Raw genomic sequence first — 15,479 nt, 5'->3', positions numbered from 1 at the left:
GGTGAGATATGGTGCAAAACGGAGTCAAACTGACTAAGCGCGAGGAAGAATTGATGGATTTCATGTGGGAGCACGGCGAGCCTGTTACCTGTAACGACATACTTGAGCTCAGCACTTCCCATTCCTGGAAAGAGAACTACCTCCAGATTATGCTCCGCTCCCTGCTGGGCAAGGGGCTGATAAAGGAGGTTGGCACAGTGCGGTATGTAAAGCAGTATGCCAGGCAGTTTATGCCGACTGTTTCCAAGGAGGAATACTTCGTCAATTTAGCCGCGGGGAAGAATCTTAATAAAAGGATGTTCTTCAAGGCCGCGGTCACAATGCTTGCCAGGGAAAGCGACAATGACAGGAAGGAATTGATTCAACAACTTGAGCAGATGCTACAGGAGTTTTCTGATGAATCGGAGGATGATAGTTCACTGAAGAACTCGAAGTAAGGAGATGCTCGAAATGTCTTTTACTATTTTCTCCTTTATTACGGCTTTCATCTTTAGCACTTTTATCCTCGTTTCTGTACACCTTCTCAGGAAGAACCCAAGCTTCATAAGAAAATTCGGCGTAAAGTCCGTGCTGATAGGCTACTTGCTCTGCCTGCTGCGCATGTTGTTTACCCCGGAGTTTTCTTTTACCAGGACGATTGAACTGCCAAAACTTGTTAATGGGTTTTATGAGAAAGTTTACATCGAACCCATCTATGTCATGTCGAAAGAAACATCGTACTTCTCCCTTTTCCTTGGCGTATGGTGTTCGGCTTCGCTGCTGTTGGTGATTATATTTGCTGTCCAGTATGGTCTGTATTTATTGAGGATTAGCAGATACTCCACATGCACCTCAGAAAGAATTGAGCGCATACTCAGCCAAGTGCAGTCTGAATACCCGCGGAGGATAAAGGCCGAAGCTTTCATTTGCCCGGAAACCGCAGTACCGATGGGAATTGGACTGTGGAAAAAGAGGATACTGCTGCCATACGGCAAATTCTCAGACCAGGAGCTTTACTATATCATAAAGCACGAGTATACGCATTTCTACAACCGCGACTTGACCGTGAAATTCCTCGTAATCGTATTCTGCTGTATATTCTGGTGGAATCCCGCCGCCTATCTGCTGCTTAGGGATATATCCCAGATTCTGGAAATAAAGTGTGACCTGGCGGCAACTCAGAATTTCAGCCACCGCAAGAAAGAGGAATATCTGGGAATCATACTGAATCTCCTGAAAGACCAGGGAAATGGCCCGCAGTTTAAAATTATCGGGGCGTTGGGTATGATTAAGCTTAGAAATAACAAGTCATTGGTTGAGCGGTTTCAAGTGGTGATGAAACCGCCGCAAAGCGTACATAAATGGGTTTTGCCGGTGATAGTGACGCTGTATTTGATTGCTTTCGGAATGTCATATATGGCAGTGATTCAGCCCATATATTATCCCCAAGAAACAGACATAGTATCTGGGGATGGAACTGCCGAGTATGTAATAGAGAGTTTCATCGTGAAAACTATAAACGGAGATTATATCTTACATTCACCTGGAGAGAAGCCGTACAAAATCAAGGAAGAAACTGCGGAAGTTTTTATATCGATGGGAATAGATTGTAGAGAGGAATTGATAGAATGAAATTGCGTATTTGCAAAGTACTTTCAGTGTTAATGATGGCATTAGTTTTGACAGCAGGCTTTGCAACTCCAGCAAAGGCAGCTGCGCCATCAGAGCAACAAGCGGTTGTATTACGTGCAGGAGAATCAGAAGCAGTTCCATATGCAGACCATATTCTTATATATGTAAGGACTCATAATGGAGTAAAACAGTATAGACGCTGGAACGCAACAAGGGCCTACTGGGTTGACCCCGATTGGATTGATATGTAATGTTATACTATCTATTATAAACAGGCAAATGCCGCGATGTAGGCATTGCCTGTTTTTTTGTTTTCTCATGGCTTATATAAAAATACACCCCCTGTTTTACCAGGGGGTGTATTTTTTGTGCGCTGTCAGTTGTCCCAGCTTATTCCGTCGTACTTTCTAAAGGCCTCCATGCTCTTTTCAACGCTTACAAGCTGGCTCTCCAGCCTGGTGGCATCCTGCTCAAGAATAATGTACTCGGCGTCCGTATATGTATTTGCGGCGTTGATGATATCCTGAATATTCATAATGCCCATGCCGATTTCCGTAAAGGCGGTGTTGCGGATGCGACGGGCCTTTTTTGCGGCCTCGTCAGCGTCAACATGCCTGCCGGTCTTCGCATATACACTTTCGCCGTCAGTACCGGCCCCCTCAGCGGGCAGAATGCACTCCTCAGGGGTGAGCCCGCGCATATTGAGGGGCTCCATGCTGTCCCAGGCGAAGTCCTTCTGATGGAGCAGCTTTACCCGCTTCCCGAAGTGCTTGAGCTGCTCCACCGGGTCGAGGCCGGCCCGCATTACCCAGAAGGTGTCAAGCTCAAGGGAGAGGTACTCGGGGTCGGTATTCTCCATCATCAGGTCCATTATGGTTCTGCCGTTAATTGTATAGAACTCGTGATAATGGTTATGATACAGATAGGTCATACCGGCCTCCTTGCAGAGCCTGCCGGTCTTGTTGAAGCGCTCGCACTGGTACATCAGGTCGTCGTATGTTGTAAACCGTCCGTTGGGGCACACGATATTGTGGTTGCCCAAGGTTTCGTTATAGGCGATGACCTCCGGCAGGTTGGCCTTTTCCATGGGGAAGATATGGGCGCTCACAACCTTTGAGCCGAACTTGTCGAAGGTAGATTTAAGCGTCTCGGCGGGGACATTGAAGCCGCAGCCGGAATCCCTGATGGCATTGTGGTTGCAGACCTCAATATTTTTGTAGCCCAGCGCCCCCACCTTTTCAACGGTGGCTATAGGGTCCTTAGCCATTTCCTCCCGGACGGAGTACAGAATCAATCCTACTTTAATCATTTTGTCAAATCCTCCTTTTGCATATTACGGGCTTTATATTAAAAAGTATATCATCGTTAAAATTGAGAAACAACCCCATAGGGTGGTGTAAAACTCTCATTATGTTGGCTGGCGCTTTTTTGAGAATATGAGATAAAAGGCGATGGCAAAGGAAGTTACCCCTGCCATAACAAGAAACATCCCACCATAACCGATTTCCTTGGCGAGCAGCCCGGAAATATATGCACCCAGAGATAGCCCGATATCCCCGAAAACGTAGTAGGTGCCGTTGGCAACACCTCTTTTTTCAGGCGGGGCAGATTTTACAGATATCATCTGGCTCATGGACATGACAGCGCCGAAGCCTGCGCCGTAGAGTGTTCCCCCTGCAAATATCTGCCACACAGACGTCAGATTGCCGAGCATAAGAAAGACCAGCCCCATAAATACCAGGCCCGGGACTATAAGCAGGCTTGGGTGCGTCTTGTCCGCAAGCCTGCCAAGTACAGGCCGGAAGAGAATCAGCACAACAGAGTTCACCGTAAAAAAGAGGCCTATCTGTGTTAAATCCTGCTTAAAGCCATAGATTGCAAGATAGTTTGAGATGGCGCTGTGTAATATGCCCATAAATAAAAGCAGCATGGCCCCAAGTAGGGCGTCCTTATATATAAACATATTGATGAATCTTATTATAGGGTTTTGCCCCATTAATTCCACGGCCGGTACTTTTTCAGCTGACGCCAGGGGCCTTGGGGCGTCCTTAATAAGCTGCAAAGCGGCAAAAGCCCCGATAATAGTAGCCAGAGCCAGAATAAACGCCGGGCGGTACTGTGAATGCTTTGCAAACTGGGTCCCAAGCACAGGGGCAATACATTGGGCCAGGGAGCCCGCCAGGCTGTACATCCCTATGCCCTCGCCCATGCGCTTTGGCGGCAGGTACTCTATAGCCAGAGTGCTAAGGACCGTAGTGAGGGCGCCGTGCCCCACGCCCTGCAATATGCGCGCCCCGGTGATAAGCCATGGGCCGTTCGCCGGTAGATACAGGGCATAGGCGGCTATCATACAGATAAGTGAGACCCCTATGAGCATTTTCTTGCTCCTGCTGTCGGAGAGCCACCCCACAACTGCGCGCGCTATCATGGAGAAAAAAGTTGCAACGGCTACAATGGCGCCGATAAGGTCGGTGCCAATTCCGAAGCCCTCCGCGTAAACCGGAAGCACAGGGTTAAACATCCCGTTTGCCATGGCGACAATAAAAGAGACCAGCATTGCCAGTACAAAATCGCGGTTCCAGAGCCTGCCCATGTTTTGCGCGGTTTTCTGCGTTCTGTTCATACACCCATTCCTTTCAAATAAAATGCTTTTATTCATCTTAACAAAACACGGCTGTAATTTACACATCAAAACGTCATATAAAACTCTCAAAAATTTTGTTTTTCTCATTAACAGGCCGGCAGAAACTGACAAAAAGTAAGCAAACAGACCAAAAAGCCAACATTTTGAGATGTTTTCCCGACGGTTTGAGGTATCATTGCTCGGGAAAATATGCTAAAATATTTGAAAATTTAGCCGCAAGGCTATGCAACATCCATCAAGAAATCAAATCTGTGACTGGAGGGAAACATTTTGAAGAGAGTGGGTCAAGTACGAAAATGGGTGCAGTTTCTGCCTCTTTATTTGATGATGCTGCCGGGGGTCGTCTATCTTTTTATCAACAACTATATACCAATGGCGGGAATCGTTGTTGCCTTCAAAAAGTACAACGTGAATGACGGCATATTCAAAAGCCCATGGAATGGGGCCGAGAACTTTGAATACCTCTTCTCTACCAGCGACGCCGCTGTCATTATCCGGAATACCCTGCTGTATAACGTCGCGTTTATAATCACGAATATGGTGATAGGCGTAATGCTGGCTATCTTCATAACTGACGTTAAAAATAAAGGCCTGCAAAAGCTCTACCAGAGCTCAATACTGCTTCCCTATCTAATCTCCATTGTCGTGGTAAGCTATATTGTATTTGCCCTTTTAAGCCACGAAAATGGTATGCTGAATAACTCCCTGCTGCCGCTTTTCGGGAGAGAGCCTGTCCAGTGGTACCTTGACGAAAAACCATGGCCCGCAATCCTGATAATCACCAACTGCTGGAAGGGTGTGGGGTATGGGACGCTGATTTATATTGCCGGCATAGCCGGAATTGATAAGGCATTTTACGAGGCCGCGGAGCTGGACGGGGCCAGCAAGTGGCAGCAGATTACCAGGATAACCCTGCCCTGCCTGGTCCCATCTATAGTCACCCTCCTTATCCTGCATATAGGGAAAATATTCTACTCCGACTTTGGGCTGTTTTACCAGGTGCCCCAAAATTCCGGCGCAATCTACAATGTGACAAATACCATAGACACTTACGTCTATAGAGCGCTGATGGCGGCAGGAGGGATAGGCCGCAGCGCTGCAGCCGGTATCATCCAATCTGTGGTGGGCTTCGTGCTGGTTATGGTCTCAAACCTGGTTGTACGCCGCATAAGCTCCGAGAACGCAATATTCTAAATTAAAGGGGGAATTTCCGTGATTATGTCCAATGGCCGCAGGGCCTATCAGATTGTTATAAATGTCATACTGCTCCTGGTGGCGCTGGTAATGATACTGCCGCTGGTGCTGCTATTTATGTCGTCGATTACAGATGAAAACATACTTATTGCAAACGGATACTCCTTCTTTCCGGAGAAGTTCAGCTTGTATGCCTACCGCTATATCCTGCAGAACTATATGACGATTTTCAGGGCATACGGCATTACCATCCTTGTCACCATAATCGGGACCTCGGCGAGCATTGTGCTGGTGACTATGCTTGCATACCCCCTTTCGCTGAAGGAGCTGCCGGGTAAGAGGCTTTTAAATTTTTACGTGCTCTTCACAATGCTTTTCAACGGCGGGCTTGTGCCCTCATATATCATGTGGACAAACAGCTTTCACATCAAAAATACCATATGGGCCTATGTCTTACCAAACCTGCTTTTAGGTGCCTTTAATATTATCCTCGCCCGCACCTATTTCAAGAGCTCGATTCCCGAGGATATCTACGAGGCGGCTAAAATAGACGGAGCAGGCTACCTGAAGATATACTGGAAGATGGTGCTGCCGCTGGGAAAGCCGATAATCGTGACAGTGGGGCTCTTTACCGGGCTGCATTACTGGAATGACTGGACTAACGGGCTCTACTACATAAACAAGTCTGAAATGCTGAGCATACAGGCGCTGCTGAACAGGATGATTCTGGACATCCAGGCCCTTAACGCCAACGCCGGCTCAGCCTCGGGCACGGACGTGCTGGCAATACCCCAGGTCTCCATCCGTATGGCAATCTCATTTGTGGCGGTGCTTCCGATTCTGCTGGTATTCCCGTTTTTACAGAGGTACTTTGCCAGCGGCATTATGCTGGGGGCGGTAAAGGGATAATGAAATCGCCGCTTCGCTTGGAGAGGGACAGCTTTCTGATGGCCTACGCGACACATAGGATCATGCCCTTTGTCACGCACTGGCACCCCAGTGTCGAAATAGTATACTGCGTGGACGGCAGCTTTTCCATACAGTCAGAGGACGCAGTATACCAAATGCAAAAGGGCGACATCATTGTCATAGGCTGCTGTGAAAGCCACAATTTCAACTCGGTTATATGTCCCATAAGCTATTACTCAATGGTGTTCGACCCCGGTATCCTGCATTTTCTGGCTGCCACGGAGCAGTTCAGCTTTAGGCTGCCGGAAAGGCATAGCGCCGGCTGGCCTGAGGAGCTGAGGGAAGAGGTAAAGTCCTATATTCTGAACATCTATAGGGAGTATACCCAGAGGAAATGCGGATACAGGATGGCTGTAGTGTCAATGCTCCTGAAAATCCAGGCGCTGCTGATAAGGGCATTCCCGGAGTGCCTCGAGCTGGACTACAGGCAGATTGGAAACAAGGGGGCGGAGATACTGAGATATATGTCCGAGCACTATCTTGAGCCGATTACCCTGGGGAGCTGCGCGGACAGCATGAATTTCGGCCGGTCGTATTTTTCACACCTTTTTAAGAAGGAGACCGGTGAATCCTTTCACGAGACCATTTTAAGGCTGCGGCTCTCAAAAGCAGAGTGGCTGCTGCTGTACACCTCTGAGCCGATAGCGGCGGTTGTGGATAAATCCGGCTTTCAAAACGAGAAGACCTTTTACCGGGTCTTCAGGAAGTTTTATGGGATGTCCCCAATAGAATTTCGGCGCACAGCCCTGGAGGATTCCAGGGACGACTATACGGAAGGGGGGTGATACCCATAGGAGATGCAGAGGCCGCTCTGTAAATATGGTCAGACGAAAATCAGATTTAACTATGAAAACAGGAGGAACTCTCAATGAGCAAGAAAATTTTAAGTCTGGTGTTAGCCCTCGCGCTTTTAGCTTCATGTTTTGCGGGCTGCGGGAAGCAGGAAAGCTCCAAACCAGAAAGCTCCCAGCCGGAGAGCAGCAGCTCTGCTTCGGAACCCCAGAGCAGCGATGCCGCAAAGGATAAGACAGACGAGGAGCCGTATACGGTGCATTTCGCCTATTATATAGCAAAGGAAAGCCCCAATATGGGCGCCCTTTCAGATGCTGTCAATGAGCTTACCATGAATGAGCTGAATATGAAGGTGGACCTTCAGGCGCTGACTTCGGGCACTTACCACCAGCAGATTCCAATGATGCTGGCGGCGGGGGAGCCCATGGACGTATTTATCAGCCGCGCCTCAGAAGTCGGCACATTTATTGAGTCCCAGTACATACTGGACTGCACCCCATATCTTGATAAAATGGAAAACGCCAAGGCCGCCCTGGGGGATGATATCCAGGCCTGCTACATAGGCGATTTCCTTGCGGGCTTTGGCTCAATGGCTGAGCGCGCAACTCCGGGAGCTATGGTTGTGCGCAAGGACATTTTTGACGAGCTGGGCTTCAAAAAAGAGGACTTTGATTATACGCTCCCGGATATGGGCGTCTGGGACCAGATAACGGAAATGTATGCCAAGGTGAAGGAAAAATACCCGGATATAATATGCTTTGACGGCACGGCTGTCCCGGCCTCCTGCGCGTTCTGCTTTGTGGACAACCTGTCAAGCTCCTTCGGCGTTCTCGAGACTCCTGACAGCACAACCGTGGTGAACTGGTTTGAGACCGACATGTACCGCCGTCTCTGCGAGATTGCCGCGGACTGGTACACCAAGGGGTACAGCTCCAAGGATATCGCCGTGAACACAGACGGCGGCGATGTGAAGATGAAGGGCGGGAACTGCTTCTCCTATTTCCAGAGCTGGAAGCCCGGCGTTGAGATTGAGAAAAAGTCCCAGACCGGCTACGAGGTGGAGATGATACAGCTGGTCGAGGCGCCGAAGACAAGCTATAACGTAAACACCCGCCTGTGGAGCATTGCAAATTCCTCTGAAAATCCTGAAAAGGCCGCGGAGTTCCTGGACTGGACATATAAGAGCGGGGAATTTACGGACCTTATCAACTGGGGCGTGCCCGGGACGGACTGGGTGCTGAACGAGGACGGACAGGCGGATTATCCCGAGGGGATAACCGCGGCGACAGTGGGCTATCACAACGACAAGGGCTTCTCCTATCCAAACCAGTTCAACGGTACACTGTGGGCAGGCGCACCAAAGGACCAGTGGGAGCAGTACGAGACCTGGCACTCAACTTTAAAGGAGTCGGCAGCTTTTGGCTTTGCCTTTAACTCCATGTCGGTTGCAACAGAAATGGCTACACTGCAGACTGTTTACGACAAGTACAATAAGACGGTGGGCTTTGGGACCATGCCGGATTTGGATGCCGCCATCAAGGAGTTCAACGACGCACTTTATGAAGCCGGACTGCAGAAGGTTTTGGATGAGAAGCAGGCACAGCTGGACGCGTGGAGTGATAAAAAGTAACAGGTTAGATAATATAAAACCAAAATAACTTGGAAAGGATAAAACATAATATGAAGCATAAAATAGGTATTGTCGGCTGCGGCGGTATTGCCCACCAGAAGCATTTCCCCGCGCTGAACAATGTGAAGGACAGGGTGGAGGTAATCGCCCTCTGCGATATTATACCTGAAAGGGCTGAAAAGGCCGTGCAAGAGGTTGGGGAGCCGGACGCGAAGGTGTACACCGACTACCATGACCTTATCAGTAATCCGGACGTTGAAATTGTCTATGTCCTGACGCCGAATGTGGCCCACTGCGAGATTTCCGTGGCGGCACTGGAGGCGGGCAAGCATGTGCTCTGCGAAAAGCCCATGGCTGCAAACGTGTTCGACGCTCAGCGCATGATGGACGCCTATAAGAAAAGCGGCAGGCTGTTTACCATAGGCTACCAGAACCGCTACCGCCCGGACAGCCAGACCCTGAAAACCCTCTGTGACGAAGGGGCCTTAGGCGGTATATACTATGCCCAGGCACATGCCCTGCGCAGGCGGGGAGTCCCCACCTGGGGGGTGTTCACGGACAAGTCCAAGCAGGGCGGGGGCCCGCTGATTGATATAGGCACCCACTCCTTAGACCTCACCCTATGGTTTATGAACAACTATGAGCCCGCCGCCGTGACCGGCGTGACCTTTGCAAAGCTGGGGCCCACCCTGCCAAAGAATATGCAGGGGAACCCCATGGGCGCCTGGGACCCGGCTGCATATGAGGTGGAGGACGCGGCATTTGCATTTGTCACAATGAAGGACGGCTCCCTTATAACCATAGACGCCACCTGGATACTGAACTCCACCGAGGAGCGCTGTGCCGCAGCCACTCTCTGCGGGACGAAGGCCGGAGCGGAGCTCACCGGAGTCGGCGGGGCCAACGACCAGAAGCTGTATATCAACCAGATTATGGGGAACAAGCAGGTGCAGAGCGAGGTGAATACCTCCGCCGGAGGCGTGGACCTTTTCCCCGGAAAATCGGTAAAGCCGGGGGACATTGAATGCAAGGTCTGGCTTGACGCGATAGAGGGCAAGAGCGAGCTGGTAGTTAAGCCGGAGCAGGCCTTTATAGTCACCAAGATACTTGACGCGGTCTATCAGTCGGCAAGGGAAGGCAGGCAAATAGTTTTCTAAAACATATTGAAGCCTGACGGCGTAAGCCGTCAGGCTCCTTTCTATCTGGAATGGGGTGATTTATATGCCTAAGGCCCCTTCGGGGTGCTCACCGTCCAATTATGAGCGGAGAGACATTGATGAAACATTTCCTCTTGTCTTAAAGGTAATGAATGGCTCGGCAGCCTTCCAGTACCACTGGCATGAAGCAGTGGAGATACTGCTGGGCCTGAAGGGTGAGACAGCCGTTGGAATAAGAAACGGCGGCGTGACTCTTGGCCCCGGAAAGATACTGATTATAGGCTCCGGGGAGAGCCACTCCATACTCCCCGGGGACATGGAGGCGGAGAGGCTGGCGATACATTTTTCCACAGCGTTTTTGCATGACGAGAGGCTGAGTGACCCGGAGCTGTCCGGAGTTTTTAGCAGGATAGAGGGCTTCAGCGACAGCTGGGGCGCTGAGGATGTGAAAAGCATATGGGGATATGTTGGCAATATATGGCGGGAGTACGTGGAAAAGCAGTCGGGCTGGAGGGAGATTTGCCTGGCGGCTCTTTTAGACATAGCCCTTTATGCCCACAGGAATCTTCCAAAACACAATAAGATGGCAAACCGCGAGACAGGAATGCTGCGCGAAGCTCTGGCGTACCTGTCGGCGCACTATCTGGAGGATATCAGCCTGGACAGCTGCGCGGACACCCTGCGCTTTAACAGGACATACCTCTCCCACCAGTTTAAAAAGGAGACAGGGGTATCCTTTCACAGCTATGTAATCAATATGCGGCTCAAAAGAGCCGAAAAGCTCCTGAAAAGTACAGACATGCCTGTAGCGGCGGTCTCGAGGGAGTCGGGGTTTCAAAGCGAGAAATCCTTTTACAGGGTGTTTAAGGAGCGCCACGGAATGCCGCCCGGGATGTTCCGCAGGAAGGCGCGGATGGATAAGAAGTAAGCTGTACACGGCAAAGTCATATCACCAGATGAAACTCCGCCCCGCCGCCGGGAGCCTCCTGTACCCATAGCTTGCCCCGATGGAGCTTGGCTATTTCGCGGGAAATTGAGAGGCCCAGCCCAAAGTGCTCCCTGTCGGTGCGGGATTGGTCGGCCCGGTAGAAGCGCTGGAAAATACGCTCACGCTCCTCTTTGGGCACGCCGGGCCCGGTGTCGAGCAGGATGAACTGGTATTTGCCTCCGGGCAGTTCCTCTACCGACAGCAGGACGCTGCCGCCCCTGGGCGTGTAGCAGAGGGCATTGTCCAGCAGCGCCTCCAGGCACTGGGATATGCGCCAGCCGTCGCAGATACAGGGCTTCATAGCCCCGTCCGGCAGAGCAAGGTCGAGCTTTATACCCAGCTCCCCGGCCTTGACCAGGAAGCGGTCGTATAGCTCAAGGGCCAGGGTGTCAAGCTCTGTGGGGGCAGGGCGCAGGCTCCAGGACTGGCTGTCGGCGCTGGCAAGGTACAGCATATCGTCTATCAGCCGGGACATCCGTTTCCCTTCGTAGAGAATATTTTCTTTAAAACGCCGCTGCTCCTCTGGCCCAGCCAGGTCCAGGGCCGATAGGTTTGAGAGCATTACAGCCAGGGGAGAGCGCAGCTCATGGGAGGCAGCGGCAACAAACTGGGCCTGGCTTCTGCGGCTTTCGGCAATGGGCCGGAGCATTCTGCCGCTGAATATCCAGGCAAATATACCAAGGGCCGCCAGTCCGGAGAGACCCATAAGGGCAAAGCCCCAGCGCTGGCCGGACAACTGCCGCTCAAGGCCCTCCAGTGGGTAGATGGCCGTCATTGCAAGGCTGCCGCCCGGCCTTGGGAAGACGGCGGCAGCGGCATAGAGCTCCTGCCCGGATTCATCCAGCAGGGTAAAGGTCACGGATTTTGTGCGCATACCGTCCAGGGGCTTAAAGATATCCAAGCCGTATTCACTGCACGCCGTGGAGACGGCCTGCCGGGACAGGGCCTCCATCCCAGCGGAATCCTCCTTGTAGAGCCGGTTATGCAAAAGGGGCTCGGAGTTGTCATATAAGAACAGCCTCAGCCTGCCGCCGCCCTCCATACGCGCCAGCCACTGTTCGGAGAGGTCCGTCTGGCTCTCCAGATGGGATATAAGCGAGTTTACATCGCTGAGAAAGGACTGGCGCTGGCTTCTTCTAAGGGAGTCCTCTGAAAATTTTAGGAAAAATACAGCCATCAGCAGGAAGATAGCCCCGGTGACAAGTGTGCAGAAGCAGGTCATCTGCCGCCGGAGCTTTTTAAATTCCGACTGCATTTTGAAAGAGGCCCGCTTCATTGCCCGTCCCCTCTGTCCGGCGCCAGCATATATCCCACGCCGCGCACTGTGGATATCCCCAGCTCTGAGCCCAGTGCCCTAAGCCTTCGGCGCAGGAAATGTATGTAGTTGTCCAGATTGCCGTCCTCCACCAGGGCGGCAGGGCCCCATACCCTCAGGAACAGGGCGTCCCTGGTGAGCACCTTCCGGGGACTGCGCAGAAATGCCTCCAGCAGGTCCGACTCCCGCTTTGACAGCACACATTCTCCCTTCGGCCCCAAAAGGCGCTTCTCAGAGGGCTCCAGGCTCAAGTCCCCATATGAAACACCGTCGTCCCGGCCCAAGGCACGGGGGCGGCGGCAGACGCTGCGGACACGGGCCATGAGCTCGCCAAAGGCGAAGGGCTTAACTATGTAGTCGTCGGCCCCGGCGTCGAGCCCCTGTATCCTGTCGTCCAGCTGCCCCATGGCAGTGAGGAATATCACCGGAGTGGCGGCCCCCTGGAGCCTTGCGTCCCTCAGCAGGCTGATTCCGTCCGCCCCAGGCAACATTCTGTCAAGGAGCACCAGGTCATAGCCTCCGGCGGTCATATAGTGGAGGCCGTCAAATGCGTCGGAGCAGGCGTCCACGGCAAAGCCCTCCTTTCCCAGCTGATATTTGAGGGATTCGGTAAGGCGCGGGTCGTCCTCAATCAGGAGAATACGCATGGGATTTTCCTTTCTTTAGGTCCGGGGCTATTTTATATTTCTAAATTCTATTATAGCACATCTAATTATAAAATGCACGAGCTCCAAAAGTTTTCTTTTTCTTATAGTAAAGGCACTTGGAAATCGGTAAATACCGATTTCCAAGCAGAGCGGCGCGGGTGTACCCGTGCCGCTAAGTCCAAAAGAGGCGTCACCTCTTTTGGACTGCCTTAACTATAATCCAGCGCCGAGATTATCTCATCCAGCGCCGTCTCCAACTCAATCTCTCCTCTAAGATAGTCCGCGCCGATGCTGCTCAGCGCGCGGAACAGAGCCTCGCTACCATAGGCGGGGGTCTCCAGAGTGCCTATGAGGTCCACAAATTCGTCTATCTGCTCATCCGTGGCAGTATGGTACTGGGTGAAAATCTGCTTGCCGTTGGCACCGAGAAGGCCATGGGCGCTAATCTGCTCTATGGCAAGGGTCTTCCTCAGCGCCGCCTCGTTCACCGGCAGGGTTTCGGCGGTGTGGTCCACATTTTGATTTTCCTCAGAGAGCACCGACCGCAGGAATTCCCTGCACAGTTCTTTACTGCCGCCGGAACTGCTTATCCCAAGAAGACAGTGGGGGATGAACACCTTCGGCGACTGTCCGCTGACAAGAGTATGGCCCACATTGTACTTTTCATCAACGGCAAGCATACTGGTAAAGGTCATATAGTTGCATACAGTATCCTTTGTTATGCGGGCCCAGCCGCCGGCTATCAGCGAGCCGCAGTCTCCGGGGGAATAGGCCATGGGCTTTGGTATGTCCGGGCGGCTGAAGTCGGCATTATATATCCTGACGCATAGCTTCAGAAACTCAGACAGCTTATCCCGGTCAATGCTGCCGTCCTCACGGTACCACGCCGCAGAGCTCCCGGCGGTCATCTTCCCCAGCAGCGTCCACTCGTCAAGCCCCAGGATATTCTTTTCCACGCCGTCCTCAAGCATGGCCTCGGCTTGCTCTGCAAAGCTTTCAAGGTCCGTTATACGGGCGAGGACGTCACTGTTCCCCATGAGCACCGGCACCGAAAATCTCATGGGTACCGCATAGCTTCTGTCCTCTTGACAAAAAGCGGAGATAAGGTTTGGAATAACCCCCAGGCCGTCGGTGAGGCCGGTGATGTCCTCCAGAAGCCCATCACGTATAAATTCACGGTAGGGCATACCGTCCAGGAGGAGTATATCCGGGCCGCTGCCATCCCGGAGAGTCTTTGAGCGAGCCTCGAAAATCTGGGCCTCGCTCCACTCACTGTGGCTCTCGATGCCTATCTCAACGGAGATTTCCACCCCGGGATTATCGCGCTGGTACCGGGATATGGCCCGGCGCAGCTCTGAGTTGTCGTACATGGCGAATATCTGAAGCTCGGTTTCCGGCTCGGCGGGCAGTTCAGGCTCATAGTGCCAGCGCAGCAGAAAGCTTTCATCAGTGTCGTAATCCGTGCAGAAAGCGTAAAAATCCCCTGAGGAGGTCTTTATAATATTGTCTATATACCGGCTGGTGTCCCCCAGTGAATACCTGCTGCCGTCCATTACCCGCTCCATAGCCGTGCCGCCAAGCACATGCCTGTATAGTCCGCGCCTGGTGGCCGCATATACAGCCTCTTCGCCGGGGCAGGTGAAAAGGTGCTGCATGGAGGCACTGAAGCTGCCGGGTAAGCCGTCCGGGTCATAGGAAAATTCATCGGCAGAGTAAGCGCCCTCAGGCCCTTTTATGAAACCGTTCAGGACCTCATCCCGGCCCTTGGGTTCCCAGGTCTCCAGGTCGTAGAGCTCGATAACTTGTTCATCATCTGAATATAAATTCAGAATGAGGGTATCATCTGTGATATAAAAGTTATTATAGCGCCTATCACCGAAATAGTCATCATACATGGTACGGAGAATCTCCCCGGTGTGCTGGTCGATGTGCATGAGGCAGTTGTAGCTGTCCAGGGCGATTATTGACCCGTCCGGCAGCAGGCAGTTGTTGAATGATATGGAATTCGCCGCCATTTGCTCCGGGGCCTCGGGTATGATTATATCGAGCTTACGCACTTCGCCGCCGGAGCCGGCATAATAGTAGTGGGCAATAAATTTATTATCCTCACTGTCGTATTCGTTGCAGACATAAAAAGCTTCGCCTCCCGTGCCCCAGGAGATGTTAATATGAAATTCCTCCCGCTCCGCCAACTTTTCCAGCTCCTCAGGAAGCGCCAGCTCTGTCCAGCTCTCTCCGCAGTCGCCGGATTCATAGTTCCCAAAGCGGAGCTTCCCGCCGACTTCAGTAAGGCTGCCGTAGACTCTCCCGGTATTCCGCGGCAGTTGTAGGGCAGACTCTGCAAACCTCCCCCGCCCGGCAGAAACCCCAAGGTCCTCGGCCTGGGCACTTGTTTCAGGGCCCTGTATCTCCGGGTCCGGGCTGCAGGCCGCAAGGCTTAGCAGCATGAGCCCTGCCATCAGCAGGGATATGGCTTTAGTGAAAAAATGTTTCATGGTAAGGCCTCCTTCCTTTTGATACTTTAATTATAAC

The 15,479-nt window shown here is 52.0% G+C and carries 14 protein-coding genes; 9 read left to right on the top strand and 5 right to left on the bottom strand.

The features are described 5' to 3' along the window. The first annotated feature begins 8 nt into the window (after window positions 1-8). Genes D5270_RS04150 through D5270_RS04140 form a run of 3 tightly spaced genes read left to right on the top strand, consistent with a single transcriptional unit; the run spans window position 9 to window position 1,862 of the window. Window positions 9-437 carry a BlaI/MecI/CopY family transcriptional regulator gene (locus D5270_RS04150; protein WP_166542903.1) on the top strand — a complete coding sequence of 143 codons (429 nt, stop codon included), beginning with the start codon at window positions 9-11 and terminating at the stop codon, window positions 435-437. Window positions 438-450: 13 nt separating this feature from the next. Continuing rightward, window positions 451-1,611, top strand: coding sequence for a M56 family metallopeptidase (locus D5270_RS04145; RefSeq protein ID WP_166542902.1), 1,161 nt, complete (start codon window positions 451-453; stop codon window positions 1,609-1,611). Continuing rightward, window positions 1,608-1,862: a hypothetical protein gene (locus D5270_RS04140; RefSeq protein WP_166542901.1), complete on the top strand. Its 255-nt coding sequence runs from the start codon at window positions 1,608-1,610 to the stop codon at window positions 1,860-1,862. Before D5270_RS04145 ends, D5270_RS04140 begins: the two co-directional genes overlap by 4 nt. 125 nt (window positions 1,863-1,987) lie before the next feature. On the opposite strand, the gene D5270_RS04135 is transcribed toward D5270_RS04140, so the two are convergent. Together D5270_RS04135 and D5270_RS04130 are read right to left on the bottom strand one after the other, a co-directional pair. Next, window positions 1,988-2,920, bottom strand: coding sequence for a sugar phosphate isomerase/epimerase family protein (locus D5270_RS04135; RefSeq protein ID WP_166542900.1), 933 nt, complete (start codon window positions 2,918-2,920; stop codon window positions 1,988-1,990). A gap of 99 nt (window positions 2,921-3,019) precedes the next feature. After that, window positions 3,020-4,342, bottom strand: a complete 1,323-nt coding sequence (locus tag D5270_RS04130; RefSeq protein ID WP_279286466.1) for an MFS transporter — start codon at window positions 4,340-4,342, stop codon at window positions 3,020-3,022. A 192-nt stretch (window positions 4,343-4,534) separates the two neighbouring features. On the opposite strand from D5270_RS04130, the gene D5270_RS04125 reads away from it, so the two are divergent. The 6 genes from D5270_RS04125 (at window position 4,535) to D5270_RS04100 (ending at window position 10,925) form a co-directional block, all read left to right on the top strand. Further along, window positions 4,535-5,449, top strand: a complete 915-nt coding sequence (locus tag D5270_RS04125) for an ABC transporter permease (RefSeq protein WP_442858594.1) — start codon at window positions 4,535-4,537, stop codon at window positions 5,447-5,449. A gap of 24 nt (window positions 5,450-5,473) precedes the next feature. After that, on the top strand, window positions 5,474-6,358 hold the full coding sequence (locus D5270_RS04120) for a carbohydrate ABC transporter permease (protein WP_166543316.1): 885 nt from the start codon (window positions 5,474-5,476) through the stop codon (window positions 6,356-6,358). Continuing rightward, window positions 6,358-7,203, top strand: coding sequence for an AraC family transcriptional regulator (locus D5270_RS04115; protein WP_166542898.1), 846 nt, complete (start codon window positions 6,358-6,360; stop codon window positions 7,201-7,203). Before D5270_RS04120 ends, D5270_RS04115 begins: the two co-directional genes overlap by 1 nt. A gap of 83 nt (window positions 7,204-7,286) precedes the next feature. After that, window positions 7,287-8,840: an ABC transporter substrate-binding protein gene (locus D5270_RS04110; RefSeq protein ID WP_166542897.1), complete on the top strand. Its 1,554-nt coding sequence runs from the start codon at window positions 7,287-7,289 to the stop codon at window positions 8,838-8,840. A gap of 50 nt (window positions 8,841-8,890) precedes the next feature. After that, window positions 8,891-9,997 carry a Gfo/Idh/MocA family protein gene (locus D5270_RS04105; RefSeq protein ID WP_166542896.1) on the top strand — a complete coding sequence of 369 codons (1,107 nt, stop codon included), beginning with the start codon at window positions 8,891-8,893 and terminating at the stop codon, window positions 9,995-9,997. 148 nt (window positions 9,998-10,145) lie between these two features. Beyond that, window positions 10,146-10,925 carry a helix-turn-helix transcriptional regulator gene (locus D5270_RS04100; RefSeq protein ID WP_166542895.1) on the top strand — a complete coding sequence of 260 codons (780 nt, stop codon included), beginning with the start codon at window positions 10,146-10,148 and terminating at the stop codon, window positions 10,923-10,925. A gap of 16 nt (window positions 10,926-10,941) precedes the next feature. On the opposite strand, the gene D5270_RS04095 is transcribed toward D5270_RS04100, so the two are convergent. From D5270_RS04095 to D5270_RS04085, 3 genes are all read right to left on the bottom strand, one after another. Beyond that, window positions 10,942-12,240, bottom strand: a complete 1,299-nt coding sequence (locus D5270_RS04095; protein ID WP_166542894.1) for a sensor histidine kinase — start codon at window positions 12,238-12,240, stop codon at window positions 10,942-10,944. 17 nt (window positions 12,241-12,257) lie between these two features. Continuing rightward, window positions 12,258-12,947, bottom strand: coding sequence for a response regulator transcription factor (locus D5270_RS04090; protein WP_166542893.1), 690 nt, complete (start codon window positions 12,945-12,947; stop codon window positions 12,258-12,260). Between the two features lie 209 nt (window positions 12,948-13,156). Beyond that, window positions 13,157-15,442, bottom strand: coding sequence for a hypothetical protein (locus D5270_RS04085; RefSeq protein WP_166542892.1), 2,286 nt, complete (start codon window positions 15,440-15,442; stop codon window positions 13,157-13,159). Window positions 15,443-15,479 lie beyond the last annotated feature (37 nt).

The sequence above is a fragment of the Acutalibacter sp. 1XD8-36 genome (assembly GCF_009917525.1).
In the GTDB taxonomy this organism is placed as follows: Bacteria; Bacillota; Clostridia; order Oscillospirales; family Acutalibacteraceae; genus Acutalibacter.
This window is presented reverse-complemented; position numbering and strand designations above follow the sequence as displayed.